We start from the raw sequence: 18083 nt of genomic DNA on the forward strand, positions 1-18083 counted from the left end.
CTAAGCTACTTTTAACATGTCGTAACTTTTCATTACGAAACGTGTCGCACCATTAAAATAGTTATGCGTATCTATAAACTTTCCATTCTCTGAATAATTTGTCACTATTTTTAAAGATCTATTTTTATTAAATGTTAGTAATGTTCCTATCCAATAAAATATATTCTGATCTCTAAAGAAAACTCCCTTTTGTGTTAGAACTTCATCTTCATCATAACGCTCTATTGAATATCTCTTTTCTTCAATCATTTTCTGTTTTTTTCTTAACTTTCCATCCTCATAGTAAGAGATATTTAATTTCTCATATCCACCTACAACATTGTATGAATAATCCTCTTGATTATGTTCACAAAGAGCATCTTCCCACTGAATATAGCTCTCTATTCCTCCTGATTTATAATATGATTTTGAATAGTTTAAGTATGAAGACTCATCAACTAAATCATACTTGTTAATCGACTGTAATTCTCCGGTTTCATAAAACCACTCAGATATACCAACTCTTAATCCATTTTTATAAGCTAATTTGGCATATAGTTTTCCATTTTCATAATAAATTAGTGAATCGTTTATTGGGGCATTATTAGAATAGTAGGTTTCATCCTGTAACTGGCCTGATTTATAATATTTCAAAAACTTTCCACAACGCTTTCCATCTTCTAAGTCTATGATACACTCTATTTGACCATTCTCATAATAGCTTTTAAACTCACAACTCTCTTTTCCTAATTTATAAAAACTATCTGTTTTTACAATTCCGTTTTTATAATAATCTTTATACTCTCCATCTATTAAATTATCCACATAAGAACAGATCTTTTTTAACTGACCATCTTCATAAAAAGTCCATCCCATTCCTATATATTCATTACTATTATTTAAGGTTCCTACACTCTTTAGATTTCCATTTAAATAATATTCCACAATCTTTGAAAACTTTTTAAATTTATATATTTTACTTTTTAATTCTCCGGTTTCATAAAATTCTATTGTTTGGTTCAAGTTTGTTAAAAATTTCAAACTTCCATCCTCATAATAATATTTAGAAGTTCCCACAATTTCACCGTTGACATACTCCTGCTCTTCTAGTAAGACATCCTTTTCATTATAAAGACAACGATAACCATTTTTTACAAATTCAAAATTTTCAACACAATACTCCTTTAAGGCTGGGTTAATAACAAGAGTATTGTATCCTGTAGGTGTTACAATACGTTGAGACATTAAATTATTTGTAATATTTTCAAAAACTTCTATCTTTATTATATTTTTATTAATTGTATCAAAAGTTATATCTTCATAAGAGGCTTCGTCAAAAATACTTCTAATAACTCCTACATTCTCTGAAGAAAACTCCCAATATTCTAAAGCATATTCATCATCTAAATAGTATTCTACATATCTATATTCATCTTCATTTCGACTAGTAAAACTATTATAAGAAATATTTAAATACTCTATCTCTTCTTCATTATTTAAATAATAAATTGTATAAAAACCTTCATCACTACTTAACTCAAATTTTTTTAAAAACATATTATTTTCCAACATCTTCCCTCTCTTGAATTTTATACCATAGTTCATCTGTAAAAAAAGTAGATTTTATTTGTTCCATTATATTTTCTATAATACTCGTATCAACTTCCTCTTTTTGAACTACTCTTTTATCTTCTCCTGCTTTTATATACAAACTTTCAATTTCATAATTTTTCACTGTTGCTATAAGCTGCTCTCCACCATCTAAAATTAAAATTTCTTCAGGATTCTCCTCAGCATCAAAACTGATTTGAATTTGAATCCCAAGCTCTTTGGAAAACTCTTTGTATGTTTTTATCTTGTTATCTTTTATATAAACCGCTTCGATACTATAAAAGTCATTTTTCAATATTAAGCTTCTATCTTCAAATGTGGTTGCTGAAGCATCAACTATAGATAAAAATAAAAGATATATCAAAATTAAAATAATTTTGTTCATACCCACCCCTTTGTTTACTTTATAAAATATATCTTAATACTAATACATTTATCTATTAAATTCAATAATATATTAAAGATTTTATTTATAATATTTTTTAACTCAACGAACAGATATTTTCATATTTATCTATTTGACACTTTATTTCTCTAATGGTAAAATAAAGTTTACGAACAATTTTTTTAAAAAATAGTTATCTAGGAACAACTTTGAAAAAATGATAACATATTAGAATATAAAAAATTAGATTTCGAAATATAAGGAGAGATAGATTATGAAAAATAGATTAAACTTACTGTGCTTAATATTGTTAATAGCACTACTAACCGCCTGCGGTAATAAAGAGTCTGAAACATCTAAAAAAGAGGTTGTTGCAGCTCAAGTTGGAGCAGCAAAAAGCTTAGATCCTCAAGGTACTAATGACAAAAGATCACTTGAGGTTATCGTTCAACTTTACGATACTTTGGTCGAAGTTGACAGTGATATGAATTTAAAAGATGGATTAGCCGAAAGTTGGGAATATATAACTCCGACTAAAATTAGAATGAAGCTAAAGAAAGATGTGTTCTTCCATAATGGAGACCCTTTAAAAGTTGAAGATGTTATCTTTTCTTTAAACAGAGTTAAAAACTCAAAAATAGTTGGAGTTATTGGTGAGAGTATAGACAATCTCCAAAAAGTTGATGATGAAACTTTTGATATTAATACAAAATATCCTACAAAAACTCTTTTAAAATTTTTAGCTGACCCTGGAGCATCTATTGTAAGCGAAAAAGCTGTCACTGAATCTGGGACTAATTTTGGACAACATCCTATTGGAACAGGTGCTTTCATTTTAGAGGAATGGATAACTGGAGATAAAATCACCTTAAAAAGTAATGTTAATCATCCTTTTAAAAAACCAAACATCGACAAATTAGTTTTCAGAAGTATTCCTGAAGCTACCAATAGAGTTATTGGATTAGAAACAGAGGAACTCCATGTAGCTTATGCTGTTTCACCTATAGACGCTGAACAAGTTCAAAACAATCAGAACTTAACTCTTATGACAGTTGATCCTCTAGCAATAGAGTTCATCGGTTTCAACATGAATGATTCAAAATTAAAAGATAAAAATTTAAGAATGGCAATAATCTATGCCTTAAATGCTGATGAGATTTTAGGTACAGTTTTAGGAAAATACGCTGAAAGTATCAACTCTCCTTTAGCTTCAAATATGTTTGGATACACAGATGATAGAGCTGTCTATAACCAAGATATTGCAAAAGCTAAAGAGTATTTAGAAAAAGTTGAAAACAAAGAGAATCTAAATCTATCTATAACAATCCACAGTAACAGTGACAGTATGCAAATATCTCAAATTATTCAAGCTCAATTAAAAGAGATTGGAATAAATCTAACTATAAATCCTTTAGAGTGGGGAACTTTTATAAGTGAAACATCAAATGGAAAACACCAGCTTTTCCATCTTGGTAAGACATCTCCAACTGGGGATGCTGAGGAAGCATTAACTGTTTTCAATGAAAAATTTATAGGTCCTGCTGGAAATAGATTCTTCTATTCAAATACAGAGGTTAACCAACTTTTAAAGCTAGCTAAAGAGGAGATAGATGACCAAAAAAGAGAGAGCTACTATCAAAAAGCTGCAAAACTTATTCAAGAGGATGGAGTTATGGCAATATCATTTACAAGAAAAGTTATTGCTGGAGTCAATAAAAATATATCTGGCTTCGAACCTCATCCGAGTGGAATGCACAGATATTATAAAGTCGATAAGAGGTGAGATAAGTGAAAAATAAAAAGATTGTAGTCGGTTATCAAGGAATCGAGGGAGCATTTAGTCAAGAAGCTATGTTTCAATATTTTGGGGAAGATATTGAAGCTAAAAATTATAAAACATTCGAAGACGTTTTTATAAACCTTAAAAATGAAGAGATTGAGTATGGTATTTTACCTATTGAAAATTCAACTACAGGATCTATCAACTTAGTTTATGATTTATTAGATAAGTATGATCTTTTTATAGTTGGAGAGGTTTGTATAAAAATAATTCAAAATCTAATCGGCAATAAAAATTCTACCCTAGAGAATATCAAAGAGATTTACTCTCATCCTCAAGGATTTGAACAGAGTAAAATCTTTATAGATTCTTTAGGTGACGTAAAACATATTCACTACCACAATACAGCTCTAAGTGTAAAATATATAAAGGATTCTAACTCTTTAGAGAAAGCTGCTATTGGAAGTAATCGTGCTTGTAAAATTAATAATTTAAAAATTCTTAAAGAGAACATAAATGATAATGAAAACAATAAAACAAGATTTATTGTTATCCAGTCAAATTTAAAAAGTCATCCTGATAATAATAAAATTACAGTCGGAATAAAATTAAAACATGAAATTGGAAGTTTGTATAAAGTGTTAGGTGAGTTTTATAATCATAAAATAAATCTTACAAAAATCGAATCAAGACCTATAGGTGACGGGACTTTCTCATATAATTTCTATATTGATTTAGAAGGAAATTTATCTCATGACAATTTGAAAAAAGCTTTAAATAATATAACTAAAGAAGTAAAAAAACTAAAAGTTTACGGTAGTTATAAAAAATGTAAAATCCTGACATAATAAAGAAAAAGTGCCAAATTTAAATGGCACTTTTTTTATAACCTTCTACTTTCCCCAAATCTTTTCTAAAAATTGATCTCTACCAGAACGATATCTATAATAATTATATTTTAGATTATGCTTCTTATAATAATCTTGATGGTACTCTTCTGCAATATAAAACTTCTCAAACGGAATAAGCTTCACATTGATTTCTTCGAATTTACCCTCTTCTTTTATTTTATTCAAAGCCTTTTTAGCTTCTACTTCCTCGTCTTTATTTTGATAAAAGATAACAGGTGAATACTGATACCCTCTATCCACAAATTGTCCCTCTCCATCAGTCGGATCTATTTTTTTCAAAAAGCTATTTAGCAACTGAGAATAACTTATTTTATCACTATCATAGTCAATTTTTATAGACTCAACATGACCTGTAGTTCCACTAGATACTTCTTTATATGTTGGGTTTTGTACATTACCACCTGAATATCCAGATATTACTGATGTAACTCCAGGAACTTTTTCCATATCAGACTCTGTACACCAAAAACATCCTCCAGCTAAATAAGCCGTTTTCATCTCTGCCATTAAAGATAGATTTAAACTCAACATCAATACCGCTAACGATTTTGCTCTATTCATTTTTTCACCTCAAACTCTTTTAAAAACTCTCCGTATCCCTCTTTCTCTAACTCTTCTAAAGGAATAAATCTAAGTGCAGCAGAGTTCATACAATATCTCTTTCCCGTGGGTGCTGGTCCATCATTAAATACGTGTCCTAAATGAGAATTTGCATGCTTGCTTCTCACCTCTGTTCTTGGCCAGATAAGTTTAAAATCCTTTTTCAACACTATATTTTCAGAAACTAAAGGCTTTGTAAAACTTGGCCAACCAGTTCCTGATTCATATTTGTCATTAGATGAAAAAAGAGGTTCTCCTGAAACAATATCTACATAGATACCCATTTTTTTATTATCATTATACAAGTTTTCAAACGGAGGTTCAGTGCCATTTTTCTGAGTAACTTCATACTGTATATTAGTAAGTCTTGATTTCAATTCAGCATCACTCGGTTTTTTAAAATCTTTCCAATCTCCAAAAGCTAAAGTTCCAATCATAATTCCAACTCCTATAAAAAATTTTAGTTTCATACTATTCTCTCCTATTCATATAAAAAAACTATAAGTTATATTCATCTAAATATGATTTTCAATCTCTTTTCACAAATTCAATTTTTTATTTCTCTTCAAGCAGTTTGACAATATCTTTTTCGAAACTTAAAGGAGTATCTGTTGGTGAAAATCTTTTTATTACATCACCTTTTTTATTAACTAAAAATTTTGTAAAGTTCCATTTTATTTCATCATCTACTGTTATAAAATTTCTCTTTTCTTTAAGTCTTTTGTATAATTCTAAAGAATCTTTTGTTTCATCTGCTTTTGGAGCCTTCAATCTCAAAAATTTAAATAAATCAGAGGAGTTATTTCCATTTACATCAATCTTAGAAAAAATTTTAAATTTAACACCGAAATTAATATTACAAAAATTTAAGATTTCAGAATTTTCTTCGGGAGTTTGTTCTCCAAATTGATTAGATGGAAAATCTAATATCTCAAAACCTTTCTCTTTATATTTTGTATATAATAACTGTAATTCTTCATATTGAGGAGTATACCCACAGTGTGTTGCGGTATTTATAATCAAAAGAGTTTTTCCTTTATACTCTTCAAGTGAAATTTCATTACCGTTTGAATCTTTTACTTTAAAATCATAAATGTTTTTCATTAGTATTCTCTCCTTTTTTATTTATTTTTTAAAGAATATCATATAGTTAAGATTATTGTAAATTAGTTACTTTTTAGTAACTAGTTATTAAATATTATCTAGTTGTTTCTTATTTTTTTAATCAATTTTATTTATTTTCATTTAATAAATCATTTATTTTTTGTAAACGTTCTTTAGAATAGTTATCTAAATTTTTACTCATAGTAGTTAGTATAAATTCAATTAAAGCTTGAGTAGATATAATAGAATTGAAATAACTTATCCCTCTTATATCGGTGAAAAGAGTGATATCTCCTAAATTAGCAACAGGTGAAGTTGTTTTGTCGGTTATAACAATCACTTTAGCATTAGCTTTTTTAGCTAATTCAATTAGAAGAGAGTAAGTTTTTGAATATTTAGGATGAGAGATAAGAAGTAAACAATCATCTTTTTGTATGTCAACTATATTTTTTATAAGTTCAGAATTGTTTTGACTATGAGTAATTACATTGTTTAAAATAAAACCTAGACGTAAACCAAAAAATGAAGCAATACCAGATGTACTTTTGAATCCAATTACATATTTTTTATTAGAGGTATTTAGTATGTGTATAGCTTTTTTTATTTTGTCAAACGAATCATTATTTAGAGTTTCATCAAGATTATTAATAATCGAATTTCTAAATGTTTCAATTAAATTGTTTTTATTTAAAATCTCTTCATTTAAGCTTAGTTTTTCTGATGGAGTAAGAATTTTATTACTAACTTCCTCTTTTAAATTATTTTTGAAATCTTTAAAGTTTTTAAATCCTAATGATTTTACAAATCTGATAACAGAGGTATCACTAATATTTAATTCTTTGGCAATATCAATTGATGTTAAGAAATATATTCTATTTTTATTATTACAGAAAAAATCTGCGATAAGAGTTTCTGTTTTAGTCAAATTTTTATTTTGTATTCTTTTTTCTAGAGAACAAATCATAAAACGCTCCTTAAAATATTATTTACAATATAGCTTAACATATTTTTGTTTATATATGAATAATAAATATTTATATATTTTTATAAGTCTAAAAAACTGTAAATCAAACAAAAAATTCAAAAAAAGATTGACTTATTGAAATAAAGTATGTATATTTTGTTTATAGATAAACAATTTTTCGCGGAAATGTTTTTTAAAAAATATTTTTGGAGGGTAGAATGAATCAAAAAGAGAAAAAGAAAATTAGCTTTCCACACACGTATGTAATTATTTTGGGGTTAATAATTTTTGCAACATTACTAACTTGGATTGTTCCAGCAGGTCAATTTCCAAGAGTAAAAGATGTGGTTACAGGAAGAACTATAATTGTGGCAGATCAATTCGCTTTTATAAAAAATACTCCTGTTAATTTTTTAGATATTCCATTCAAGATTGTAGATGGATTAAATCAATCAAGCAGTATTGTATTTTTGGTTTTAATTGTTGGGGGAGCATTTCATGTGATAATAAAAACAGGGATGTTTCAGGCTCTTACAGCTAAGGTAACAAAAACTTTTGGCGATAAAGAAAGTTTTTTAATTCCAGCATTTACAACAATATTTGCCATAGCTTGCATGAGTATTGGAGTTAATACATTTATAGGATTTGCTCCAGTCGCAATAATATTAGCAAGATCGATGGGGTATGATGCGATAGTTGGAATTTCAATGGTTGCTTTGGGTGGAGCAATAGGATTTAGTACAGGAACATTCAATCCTTTTACAACAGGAGTAGCACAAGCTCTAGCTGGATTGCCTATGTTCTCAGGATTAGGATATAGAGTATTCAGTTTGATTGTTTTTTTAATTGTCACAAATATATATATACTAAACTATGCTAAAAAAATAAAAAAGAATCCAGAGTTAAGCGTGGTTAGTGATTTAGAAAAATTAGAAAATACTCTTGAAAATAATCAAGATGTAATGCCAGAGATAGAGAGCAGACATTACTTAGTTTTAATAATAGTAGTAGCACTATTTGGTGTTTTAATATATGGTGGAACAGCTTGGCATTGGGGATTGAATCAAAGTGCAGGATTATTTATTTGGATGGCTATCTTAGGAGGCCTTGCATATGGATTTTCACCAAGTACTATAGCAAAAGAATTTGTGAATGGAGCTAAAGGACTTATATTTGGGGCTTTAATAATAGGTATAGCTAGAACAATATCGATTATTTTGACAGATGGTAAAATATTAGATACATCAGTTTATTATTTAGGAAATATGTTAGCATCATTACCACACTCATTCCAATCAACAGGAATGTTTTTAATGCAACTATTTATAAATGGATTAGTTACATCAGGAAGTGGTCAAGCAGCAGTTACAATGCCGATAATGCTTCCTGTAGCTGATATTATAGGTATGACTAGACAAACAGCAGTATTGGCATTTAATTTTGGAGATGGATTAAGTAACTATGTTTTACCAACATCTTCAGCACTTATGGGATTCCTTGCTATAGCTAATGTTTCTTATGAAGCTTGGATGAGATATATGGGAAAACTATTTTTACTTTGGATAGTTACAGGATCAATACTAATAACAATAGCAAACTGGATAGGATACGGTCCATTTTAATTAAAGGAGAAAGATATGAAGCAAAAAATTTTTGACAGAGTTGAAAGATTAAAAGATGAATTAACCAACCTAAGTGATTTTATTTTTGATAATCCTGAACTAGGATTAGAAGAGTTTAAAAGTTCAAAGAAAATTGTAGAGATTTTAAAAAACAATGGATTTGAAATTGAAATGGGAATAGGAGGATTTGAAACAGCTTTTAAAGCAACATATGAAGTTGGAAATTTTGGACCTTCAATTGGTTTGTTGTGTGAGTATGATGCTTTAGAAGGTATGGGACATGGATGTGCTCATCATCTTCAAGGACCAAGTGTTATAGGAGCCGCTTTAAGTTTAAGAGACTCATTGAAAGATAAAAATTATAAAATTGTTGTGTATGGAACTCCAGCAGAGGAAACTGTAGGAGCAAAGGTGAAAATGCTTCAAGAGGGATGTTTCCAAGATATAGATGTAGCACTTATGATGCATGGAGCCCCTGACACAACAACAGATGTAAAATCTTTAGCTCTTTCAAATTTTACAATAAAATTTCATGGAATAAGCTCGCATGCAGCTTTAGCTCCAGAAAAGGGAAGAAGTGCTTTAGATGGCTTAATTTTACTGTTCCAAGGAATTGAATTTTTAAGAGAGCATATGAGAGATGATGTAAAAATACACTATACAATAACAAATGCAGGTGGTCCTGCAAATGTGGTTCCTAAATATGCGGAAGCAAAAGTAAGTATAAGGTCTTATGATAGATTTTATTTAGATCATATTATTGAGAGGTTTTCTAAGGTGGTACAAGGAGCTTCTCTTATGACTGAAACAGAGTATGAGATTATAGAAACAAAAAGGTTAAATAACAAGATACCAGTATTAGAGCTAAATCAAATCCTAATGGATAATGCCAAATTGGTTGATGCACCTAGATTATCTCCCCCTAGAGAAAAAACTGGTTCAACAGACTTTGGAAACGTAATGTATCAAGTACCAGGTTCATGTATAAGAGTTGCATTTGTGCCTAAAGGGACTTCATCGCATTCAGAAGAATTTTTATGTGCAGGTAAAAGTAAAGAAGCTCATGATGCAATAATATTTGGAGCTAAAATTTTAGCAGGGACAGCTTATGATTTAATTCAAGATGAAGAACTATTTAGAAAAGTGAAAGAAGAGTTTAAAGCTAATAAAGAAAAAAGTGAGAAAATATAGATAAAACATATAGAAATAGTCGGTATATTTTTTATATACCGACTGTTTTTATTTTAAAACTATTTAAAGTAATAGCTTAATTAATTCATAGTCTGAGTAATTTTCTAATTCGAGTATCTTATCATATGGATTACCCTCTAATTTTAATAGAAAGGCAAAGGCTGGTTCTGTTTTCATGCCATCTTTTTTTAGTTCGATTATTTTTTGACGGAATTTAGAGTCTGCTAATTGTAATATTCTATCTTCGATTATCATATGTCGATAACCATTTGTTTGGGTAGAGTTTATATGGCTACCATAAATCTCTATTTCCATTTCGTCTATAAAAAAGTTAGCTACTAATAGATTATTTTTAAATAGATCCTCTCTAATAGAAAAATTTTTTTGTTTTGAAAAATTTTCTTCTATAAGCTTTCTAAAATCTAGAATATTTGTAAAATAACAGACTATATCCAAATCACTTTTTTCGTTATCAACACCTAAAGGAATAGTTCCAACTAAAATTGGAGTGAAATTTTTAAGTGTTTCAAAAATTTCTAACTCTGATAATATCTTATAACTTTTTTTCTGTTTTTCATTTCCAAAAGAAAGGTATTCTATACTTTGGAAATTGATTTTAGTCATTATAAATCATTTTTTTACTCATACCACCATCAATGATTATATTTGCTGCATTTATAAAGTCATTTTCAATATCAGATAAAAATAAACATGCATTAAGAATATCCCGAGGAGTTCCAACTCTTCCTGATGGGTGTTGTGAATGATCTGTTGCAGTCAAAGTATTATAATTTTCAACTTGTATCCATCCAGGGCTAATAGCATTAACAGTTATAGGTGTTTTGGCTAAAGAAACAGCAAGAGTGTTAGTTAAAGAGACTAAACCGCCTTTAGAAGCTCCATAAGCTTCCCAATTAGATTCATTTTGATTCCATCTAGTAGAAGTGATATTTATTATTCTACCATAAATTTCTCCTTTATTTATTTTTATAAACTCTTTACAACAGATAAAACTTCCACGCAAATTAACATTTATAACATCGTCGAACTCATCTATAGAGATATCTTCAATATTTTTATTAAAAGTTGATATGGCAGCATTATTTATAAGTATATGAGCATTTCCATATTTTTCAACAATTTTAGAGAATGAATTTTTTATCTCAGTTTCTGATCTAAGATCAACCTGTATGAAGTCTATATCTGAAGATAGTTCATTATGTTTTTTTATATCTAAAACGACTACTTTGTATCCCTTCTGACGGAATCCCTCTGAAAGATGGTACCCAATACCACCAGCACCACCAGTAATAATACATATATTATTTGAAAAATTTTTTTTCATTTTACCACCTTTATTTTTTTATTTTTTTTATTCCAAAATACATTAAAGCTAGCCCAACACTCAGATTTAATGTAGATAAAATATTTTTATTTAAAAAATTACTACTCAAAGAACCTATAAATCCAATAAAACTTAAAAATATTAAAGTAGCCAAAAGAGAACCTATAGAAAATAGTAAAATTGATTTTTTATCTAAAAAGTTTTCATTTAACTTAGTACTAAAAACACCTATCCAGAAAAGAATTGTCATAGGATTAGCAGCTGTTAAAAAGAAAGCTTTTAAAAAAGGAAGATTAGAATTAAAATCTTTAAATAGATTGATACTTGGCAATATAGAAAGATTAAAATATCCTAAAATTAATTGAAGTCCAAAAATAATAACAATACCAGCTCCTAATAAATTAAAAGATTTTTGAGTTTTTTCATTTTTTATAAATGATGAAATTCCTAAAATAGCTAAAATTATATACATTGCATCAGCAAGAACGACTCCTAAAACTCCAAATAAAGTATGTATAAAACTTTCGTTGACTCCTAATGAAAATATATAAAGGCAAACTGGACCAATAGCAAGTTGTAATAACATCCCAAATTTAAAACCTTCAATCAGCATAAAATCCCTCCATTTATCTAGAATTAATCTTCTACAAATAATAACAGAAATATTTTTAAGTGTAAATTAAAATATTAAACTGGTTACTTTTTTGTAACTAATTTACATTAATTATAAAAGCATGGTAATCTAAAATAAAAAGGAGTTGATGTTTTATGAAAAATTTTTTAATTCTTGCTCTTTTAATTTCTAGCATATCTTTAGCTAATGAATCTATAGGTATTGGAAAAAATGAAAAATTAAATTTGTGGAAAGAGAGTGGAAGTCATATTCAGAAGAATATAAACTTATAGTTTTTTAAATATAGTTAGGAGGATTTTTATGATTCTTGGAATTAGTGGAAGTGGCCGAACTAATGGAATAACTTCTAAAGTTATAAAAAAAATATTAGAAAATTGTAATGAAGAAACTGAATTTATATCATTATCTGGAAAAAAAATAGGAGGTTGCTTGGGATGTACCGCCTGTGCCAAAGATAATATTTGCATAATCCAAGATGATTTCCATGAGATTGCTAATAAAATGTTAAAAGCTGATAAAATAATTTTTGGAGCTCCTAATTATTTTGGAACTTTAAATGCTATTTCTCATAGTTTTTGGGAAAGAACTTATTCTTTTAGACATAATGAATTTTTAGGATTAGCTGGAAAACTAGGTGTTATTATAAGTATTGGCTATAATGAAATTGGCACAAGTTCTGTTAATGAAGAATTAAAAAAATTTATGAGTAAGTATAATTTTATGTCTATTATAAAAGAAATGTTTATTGAAGGTTACTCTCAATGCTATACATGTGGCTTTGGATTAACTTGCTCTATAGGAAAAGTTGTTAAAGATCATGGTTTTATTGATAAAATAGAACCACATCACTTACCAAAAACACTAGAAGAACAAAATCAATCTTTATTTGAAATAAAAAAGAGCGTAATACTTTTAAACAATATAAAAAATGATAAAGTATAAACGCAAATAAAATTTTAGAGAAATAAAAATAAAAACGATACCAAAATTTAATTAATTCAGGTATCGTTTTTTATTATTAATTTTCAAAATGTATTTTAGAAAAATCTAAATCTTTATCTTCATATGCTACTTTTTGTTCATCTGGATATCCTAAAGAGATTATTGATACTATCTTTAAATTCTTAGGAATATTTAATAAATTAGTAAGATATTCTTCAGAAGATAAGGTGCTCGAATGTTTATGCCCTTTCACATTGACCCAACATCCTCCAATTCCTAAATCAAAAGCTTTTAGTAAAATTGAAAAAGATACAATAGAACAATCTTCATTCCATAGATTTGATTTCTCTGGATCTCCTAAAACAACTATTCCTAAATTTGCTCCTTCTAGCATCGATCCACTACCACTATCTTTTGCCTTTGCCATTTTTTTTAATTTTTCTTTATTTTTCACCACAATCAATTCAAATGGTTTTATATTTTTACCTGTTGGAGAAGATAATCCAGCCTTTAAAATTTCATTCAGTTTTTCATTTTCTATGTCTTTTGAAATATACTTTCTAATCGATCTTCTTGCTAAAAAATCCACGATTCCTCCTTCAAAACTAACAACATTATTTTATACTTTCTAAATTTACAAAAACTCGTCCATCCAAAATAATTCTAGCAGTTCTATACACTCCAAGTCTTGTAATCTTACATTCATTATCTATATACTCCGCTGTTGATTCCACAGGAATAACTCCTCCTGGATGACCTATCTCTATTTTATCATTTTCCTTTCCTCTTTGTGAAAGTAAGTTATAAACTATACTTCCCTTTACTCTTGCTATTGCTCCCGTTCCTACAGTGCCAGTTACAGGATATGTTTTATGCATCTTTAGCATAAATACTAATCTAGAAACTATATCTACATCCTCTTTTGAAACTTCAATTCCATTAAAAGCTTTATAATTTTGTGATCTACTCACCATTGCAAAAAATGGTTGATACGGTGTTTCTTTTGCTGCTTTTTCCCACGAGTCAACTAAGCCTAATTTAAAGCAAATCTCTCCTCTTATTCTCTCTATTTTATTCATCAATTCTTTATTGTTATCTATCTCTGATGCTGTTTCTGTACCTATTAATCCAAGTTTTTCTGCTTCTATAAATATAACTATATTTCCAGCGTCAACCACAGATACTTCAAAACTCTCATTTCCAATACTAATAATATCTTTTGCATTACCTGTTGGAAGTAATTTCCCTGTTATCCCACCTACAACATCTGACCAATCAAGAGTTATCTTTGCTCCTGTACCTGGAACTCCATCAATTTTAAAATCTCCATTAACTATTGCTTTTCCGTTTTTAACTGGTACTTCAACCTCTAATATTCTTTTTGTATTTGTTAAATGAACTTTTACTTTAGTTATCGGTTCAATCGCTTCTACCAATCCATTATTAACAGCATAAACTCCTACTCCAGAAGATATATTTCCACAATTTCCACCATAATCCACAAAACTATCTACAAAACTAACCTGTCCAAAAGTATAATCTATATCCGCATCTTTTCTTGTTGATGGTCCTATTATAGCTAATTTACTTGTTAATGTATCTGCACCGCCAAGGCCATCTATTTGTCTCACATCTGGACTTCCAAAAATTGATAAAATAATTTTATCTCTTAACTTTTGATCTTTTGGCAATTCGTTTTCCATTATAAAAATCCCTTTACTCGTTCCACCTCTAACAATAGAACACTTTATTTCAAGTGATTCTTTTTCAAAATAACAACACTTCATTTATTTCCTCCTTTTTAATCTTTTGAATATATTACTTCATCATTAACAATAGTTTTTAAAATCTCGATATCTTTAATTTTCAATGGATCACATTTATAAATATTTTCAGACAATACAACAAAATCTGCGAATTTACCTTTCTCTATTGAGCCTAAAACATTTTCTAGTTTATACTGATATGCTGAATTTAGAGTTGATGCTTTCAATGCATCTTCAACAGATATCTTTTGCTTTTCTCCAATCACTCTTCCGGTAGTTGACAATCTATTTACTGCTGACCAGATTATTTTCAATGGTTCCATTGGAACTACAGGTGAATCTGAATGAAGTGTAAATATAATTCCCCTATCAAGAGCACTTTTACAAGGACTCATTCTCATAGCTCTATCTGGTCCCATGAAAATATTTACATGTCTATCTCCCCAATAATAGGTATGTAATATATAAAAAGATGGAATAACTCCTAATTTTTTCATTCTATCTAACTGATCTTCCCTAGCCATTTGAGAGTGAATGACCACATGTCTAGCATCTGAAACAGGATTCTTAGTTTGACACTCTTCAAAAGCATCTAAAATATCATCTATTGCTGCATCTCCATTTCCATGGATATATACTTGTTCTCCTCTATCATGAAATGCTTTGACAGTTTTTATTAATTCATCTTTAGGCCACATCGGATATCCTCTGTAAGTTTCATCTTTATCTTTTGGTACTTTAAAATATGGTTTTGTCAAATAACCAGTATATCCTTGAATTGAACCATCTTGATAAGTTTTTCCAGTTCCTTTCATCAGCATATCATCAAATTTAAAGTCATCTAATTTGTCAATTAAAGCTATATTTCTATTCAAAATAATTCTGGATTTTATAACTTTATTTTCTTGTCCCCACTTTAGTAAATCAATCTCCTTAAGTGTTCTTGTCGCTCCAGTACTCGCAGTTGTTATTCCAGCTTTTGAATATATCTTATTTGCTGTTTCAATTGCTACTTTTTCATCTTCATTTGTTACTTTAGCTAAATATATATTCAATAAATCTAAAGCTTCTTCTATTACACCATTTACTTTCCCATCAACATTTTTAACAAAAATACCATCTGCAGGGTTTTCAGCAAAATCATCTATTTGAAGCATTCTCAATCCCATTGTATTTAAAAAATGTATATGCCCTGATATATGTCTAATAATTATTGGATGAACATCTGATATTTCATCTAAATCTTTTCTTGTTAAAAATCTTCCATCTTCTAGATTAGAGTCGTCAAATCCGAATCCTTTTATCAATTCACCTTTTTCAGTTTTTTGAGCTTTTTGCTTTATTTTTAATAAAATTTCTTCAAACTTTTTTATTTTTCCGATAGGATAACTATTCAAATTTATTTCTGTGCCCTCTCTTAAACCAACTTGAAAGTAGTGACTATGTGCATCAAAAAAACCTGGAATTAATGTTTTTCCTTCTAGATCAAATAATGCTGCTTTGTGATACTTCTTTAATAATTCTCCTGTTTTTCCTAACTCTTCAATCAAACCATTTTTTACATACACAGCTTCTACATATCTCTCTTCATTAAAAACAATTATTTCTCCACCATAATAAATCGTCTCTCTCACTTTGACCTCCTTTTAAGATTTTTCACAATAAAACTTTCATTATTAACATAGCCAGTGAAGCATTGAAAATTGAAATCCCAAAAAATATTAAATAGTCATTTGCTCTTATTCCGATTGGTCCAAGTAGACGCCCCATGTATTGAATTTGAGCTCCCATCAATGCAATAGCAGGAAAAATTATGGTTATCTCTTTTTGTCCTACAATACCTAAATCAAATAGTCCAATTAACACTCCAACACCACCAGCCATAGATAGCCATGCGCTTAATAAAACTGTAATGGTTTCTCCTGGTAATCCAAAAATTCCCATAATAGGTCCAAAAACTTTTCCAATATGCTCTAACAAATTAGTTACTTGAAGTATTTTTATTATTATGAATGCCATCATAACATTTGGAATTATACTATTAATACCTATATCAAAACCTTTTCTGCACCCTTCAATAAAATAATCAAAAATATTTTTTTTCATCTGCATCCCCTTCTATATCATATAGATTTCTTTACAAAGGTTACATACGCTCTCATAAGGTTTGCTCCAAAAAATTTCAATCCAAAAATTATTACTAATGGAAAGCCAATTGAAACATTTATATAATCAAATAACCCCGACATAACTGCAAAATAATTTACTATAGTTCCTCCAGCTGAAAATGCAAATGCTGCTGCTATATATTTTTCTTTTGGAGTAATTAATTTTTTCTCTTCTAAAGTATTAATTAATCCTGCCGTTGCATCCATACTTTGAAGACTTGTTATTAGCACTACTGAAAATATTCCTGAAATTCCAAGTATAGGTTTCAAAATTGGTGTCAACAATTTTTCACCAGCCTTTAATCCACCATATGCTTCAACTACATTTACCACACCTAAGGCAAACATAACTGCTGGAACTAGGCTCAACGCAAACAAAAATCCATGTTTAGCTCCATCCCCTGCTATTCCTTGAAATGTTGCTGTACTTCTACTCATCGTTCCAAAGCTTCCACTTAAAGTGGAAAAATCGAAAACTTTCAAAATTCCATCTTCTGAAGAAAATAATCCCGAAAAGAAAACAATTATAAAAATTAATGCTATATAGCCTACAATTTGATTTTTTCCATCTTTCAAATCTTATCCCTCCAGTTTTATTTCAAGTTTTTCTTTAAATAATTTATCAAACCATCCATTTCAACAAACTCCATTATGTGTTGAGGTATTTTTTCACAACGATATCTCTCATTTTTATTCTTGTTAAAAATTATTCCATTGATATAATCTATTTCTAAATTATCAAACATCTCAATTTTCTCTGTTTCTTCACATTGAATTGCTAAAATTCCTAAATTTATACAATTTCTATAAAAGATTCTAGCAAAAGATTTTGCAATTACTACTTTTATCCCTAATTCTTTTAGCATTAAAGGTGCTGTTTCTCTACTTGAACCCGACCCTAAATTATTTTCAGCTACAAAAATATCCCCTGGTTCACAAATTGTTGAAAACTCTGTATCAATCGGACTCATTGTATATTTAGCTGCCTCTTTTATAGGTAACTCCATATAAGCCGGTGGCGAAATAATATCTGTATTTATATTATCTCCATATTTTAAGCTTCTCCCATTTATCTTCATTA

The 18083-nt window shown here is 28.8% G+C and carries 20 protein-coding genes and 1 pseudogene; 6 read left to right on the forward strand and 15 right to left on the reverse strand.

Annotated elements, in window-relative coordinates; translation table 11 throughout:
- Together L988_RS04535 and L988_RS04540 are read right to left on the reverse strand one after the other, a co-directional pair.
- Positions 1–1551, reverse strand: coding sequence for a toxin-antitoxin system YwqK family antitoxin (locus tag L988_RS04535; protein ID WP_047382036.1), 1551 nt, complete (start codon positions 1549–1551; stop codon positions 1–3).
- Positions 1538–1975, reverse strand: a complete 438-nt coding sequence (locus L988_RS04540) for a hypothetical protein (RefSeq protein ID WP_047382038.1) — start codon at positions 1973–1975, stop codon at positions 1538–1540. The genes L988_RS04535 and L988_RS04540 overlap by 14 nt, the downstream gene beginning before the upstream one ends.
- A gap of 274 nt (positions 1976–2249) precedes the next feature.
- Here L988_RS04540 and L988_RS04545 point away from each other — a divergent pair, with 274 nt between their 5' ends.
- Positions 2250–3758, forward strand: a complete 1509-nt coding sequence (locus L988_RS04545; RefSeq protein ID WP_047382039.1) for an ABC transporter substrate-binding protein — start codon at positions 2250–2252, stop codon at positions 3756–3758.
- A 5-nt stretch (positions 3759–3763) separates the two neighbouring features.
- Positions 3764–4603: a prephenate dehydratase domain-containing protein gene (locus L988_RS04550; RefSeq protein WP_047382040.1), complete on the forward strand. Its 840-nt coding sequence runs from the start codon at positions 3764–3766 to the stop codon at positions 4601–4603.
- A 45-nt stretch (positions 4604–4648) separates the two neighbouring features.
- Here L988_RS04550 and msrA read toward each other — a convergent pair whose 3' ends face one another.
- The 4 genes and pseudogenes from msrA to L988_RS04570 all read right to left on the reverse strand — a co-directional run bounded on the left by msrA (position 4649) and on the right by L988_RS04570 (position 7334).
- A complete protein-coding gene (msrA, locus tag L988_RS04555) occupies positions 4649–5227 on the reverse strand; it encodes a peptide-methionine (S)-S-oxide reductase MsrA (protein ID WP_052191688.1) in 579 nt (192 codons plus the stop codon).
- Positions 5224–5655: pseudogene (msrB, locus tag L988_RS04560) on the reverse strand (peptide-methionine (R)-S-oxide reductase MsrB); the annotation flags it as partial. The pseudogene msrB and the gene msrA, both read right to left, overlap by 4 nt.
- Positions 5656–5821: 166 nt before the next feature.
- On the reverse strand, positions 5822–6370 hold the full coding sequence (locus tag L988_RS04565) for a glutathione peroxidase (RefSeq protein ID WP_047382043.1): 549 nt from the start codon (positions 6368–6370) through the stop codon (positions 5822–5824).
- Between the two features lie 127 nt (positions 6371–6497).
- Complete coding sequence (locus tag L988_RS04570; protein ID WP_047382045.1) at positions 6498–7334, reverse strand: MurR/RpiR family transcriptional regulator; 837 nt, start codon at positions 7332–7334, stop codon at positions 6498–6500.
- A gap of 218 nt (positions 7335–7552) precedes the next feature.
- Here L988_RS04570 and L988_RS04575 point away from each other — a divergent pair, with 218 nt between their 5' ends.
- Together L988_RS04575 and L988_RS04580 are read left to right on the forward strand one after the other, a co-directional pair.
- Positions 7553–8956: a YfcC family protein gene (locus L988_RS04575; protein ID WP_047382047.1), complete on the forward strand. Its 1404-nt coding sequence runs from the start codon at positions 7553–7555 to the stop codon at positions 8954–8956.
- 15 nt (positions 8957–8971) lie between these two features.
- Positions 8972–10147 (forward strand): M20 family metallopeptidase, encoded by a 1176-nt coding sequence (locus L988_RS04580; RefSeq protein ID WP_047382048.1) that lies wholly within the window; start codon positions 8972–8974, stop codon positions 10145–10147.
- A gap of 63 nt (positions 10148–10210) precedes the next feature.
- Here L988_RS04580 and L988_RS04585 read toward each other — a convergent pair whose 3' ends face one another.
- The 3 genes from L988_RS04585 to L988_RS04595 are packed head-to-tail and all read right to left on the reverse strand — an operon-like array spanning position 10211 to position 12105.
- Positions 10211–10771: a DUF4269 domain-containing protein gene (locus L988_RS04585; RefSeq protein WP_047382050.1), complete on the reverse strand. Its 561-nt coding sequence runs from the start codon at positions 10769–10771 to the stop codon at positions 10211–10213.
- On the reverse strand, positions 10764–11492 hold the full coding sequence (locus L988_RS04590) for an SDR family oxidoreductase (protein ID WP_047382051.1): 729 nt from the start codon (positions 11490–11492) through the stop codon (positions 10764–10766). Before L988_RS04590 ends, L988_RS04585 begins: the two co-directional genes overlap by 8 nt.
- Positions 11493–11502: 10 nt before the next feature.
- On the reverse strand, positions 11503–12105 hold the full coding sequence (locus L988_RS04595) for a LysE family translocator (protein WP_047382052.1): 603 nt from the start codon (positions 12103–12105) through the stop codon (positions 11503–11505).
- 155 nt (positions 12106–12260) lie between these two features.
- Between L988_RS04595 and L988_RS13605 the strand changes: the two genes are divergently transcribed.
- Positions 12261–12398, forward strand: coding sequence for a hypothetical protein (locus L988_RS13605; RefSeq protein WP_156110685.1), 138 nt, complete (start codon positions 12261–12263; stop codon positions 12396–12398).
- Between the two features lie 28 nt (positions 12399–12426).
- Positions 12427–13068, forward strand: coding sequence for a flavodoxin family protein (locus L988_RS04600; protein WP_047382053.1), 642 nt, complete (start codon positions 12427–12429; stop codon positions 13066–13068).
- Positions 13069–13144: 76 nt separating this feature from the next.
- On the opposite strand, the gene L988_RS04605 is transcribed toward L988_RS04600, so the two are convergent.
- From L988_RS04605 to L988_RS04630, 6 genes are read right to left on the reverse strand one after another with little or no spacing between them, the layout of a single operon-like run.
- Positions 13145–13657: a nitroreductase family protein gene (locus tag L988_RS04605; protein WP_047382054.1), complete on the reverse strand. Its 513-nt coding sequence runs from the start codon at positions 13655–13657 to the stop codon at positions 13145–13147.
- A gap of 25 nt (positions 13658–13682) precedes the next feature.
- Positions 13683–14855, reverse strand: coding sequence for a 2-methylaconitate cis-trans isomerase PrpF family protein (locus L988_RS04610; protein WP_052191689.1), 1173 nt, complete (start codon positions 14853–14855; stop codon positions 13683–13685).
- Between the two features lie 14 nt (positions 14856–14869).
- Entirely contained in the window at positions 14870–16468 is a 1599-nt protein-coding gene (locus tag L988_RS04615) for an amidohydrolase (protein ID WP_052191690.1), read from the reverse strand.
- Between the two features lie 22 nt (positions 16469–16490).
- Positions 16491–16940 carry a YjiG family protein gene (locus tag L988_RS04620; RefSeq protein WP_156110684.1) on the reverse strand — a complete coding sequence of 150 codons (450 nt, stop codon included), beginning with the start codon at positions 16938–16940 and terminating at the stop codon, positions 16491–16493.
- 17 nt (positions 16941–16957) lie between these two features.
- Positions 16958–17578, reverse strand: coding sequence for a nucleoside recognition domain-containing protein (locus L988_RS04625; RefSeq protein WP_047382056.1), 621 nt, complete (start codon positions 17576–17578; stop codon positions 16958–16960).
- A gap of 17 nt (positions 17579–17595) precedes the next feature.
- Entirely contained in the window at positions 17596–18081 is a 486-nt protein-coding gene (locus tag L988_RS04630; protein ID WP_047382057.1) for a 3-isopropylmalate dehydratase, read from the reverse strand.
- Between the last annotated feature and the right edge of the window lie 2 nt (positions 18082–18083).

The sequence above is a fragment of the Cetobacterium sp. ZWU0022 genome (assembly GCF_000800875.1).
Taxonomy (GTDB): domain Bacteria; phylum Fusobacteriota; class Fusobacteriia; order Fusobacteriales; family Fusobacteriaceae; genus Cetobacterium_A.

Coding starts and splice junctions, on each gene's coding strand:
- L988_RS04535 (WP_047382036.1), bottom strand. CDS start 1,551: ATGTTGGAAAATAATATGTTTTTAAAAAAATTTGAGTTAAGTAGTGAT.
- L988_RS04540 (WP_047382038.1), bottom strand. CDS start 1,975: ATGAACAAAATTATTTTAATTTTGATATATCTTTTATTTTTATCTATA.
- L988_RS04545 (WP_047382039.1), top strand. CDS start 2,250: ATGAAAAATAGATTAAACTTACTGTGCTTAATATTGTTAATAGCACTA.
- msrA (WP_052191688.1), bottom strand. CDS start 5,227: ATGAATAGAGCAAAATCGTTAGCGGTATTGATGTTGAGTTTAAATCTA.
- L988_RS04565 (WP_047382043.1), bottom strand. CDS start 6,370: ATGAAAAACATTTATGATTTTAAAGTAAAAGATTCAAACGGTAATGAA.
- L988_RS04570 (WP_047382045.1), bottom strand. CDS start 7,334: ATGATTTGTTCTCTAGAAAAAAGAATACAAAATAAAAATTTGACTAAA.
- L988_RS04575 (WP_047382047.1), top strand. CDS start 7,553: ATGAATCAAAAAGAGAAAAAGAAAATTAGCTTTCCACACACGTATGTA.
- L988_RS04580 (WP_047382048.1), top strand. CDS start 8,972: ATGAAGCAAAAAATTTTTGACAGAGTTGAAAGATTAAAAGATGAATTA.
- L988_RS04585 (WP_047382050.1), bottom strand. CDS start 10,771: ATGACTAAAATCAATTTCCAAAGTATAGAATACCTTTCTTTTGGAAAT.
- L988_RS04590 (WP_047382051.1), bottom strand. CDS start 11,492: ATGAAAAAAAATTTTTCAAATAATATATGTATTATTACTGGTGGTGCT.
- L988_RS04595 (WP_047382052.1), bottom strand. CDS start 12,105: ATGCTGATTGAAGGTTTTAAATTTGGGATGTTATTACAACTTGCTATT.
- L988_RS13605 (WP_156110685.1), top strand. CDS start 12,261: ATGAAAAATTTTTTAATTCTTGCTCTTTTAATTTCTAGCATATCTTTA.
- L988_RS04600 (WP_047382053.1), top strand. CDS start 12,427: ATGATTCTTGGAATTAGTGGAAGTGGCCGAACTAATGGAATAACTTCT.
- L988_RS04610 (WP_052191689.1), bottom strand. CDS start 14,855: ATGAAGTGTTGTTATTTTGAAAAAGAATCACTTGAAATAAAGTGTTCT.
- L988_RS04620 (WP_156110684.1), bottom strand. CDS start 16,940: ATGAAAAAAAATATTTTTGATTATTTTATTGAAGGGTGCAGAAAAGGT.
- L988_RS04630 (WP_047382057.1), bottom strand. CDS start 18,081: ATGAAGATAAATGGGAGAAGCTTAAAATATGGAGATAATATAAATACA.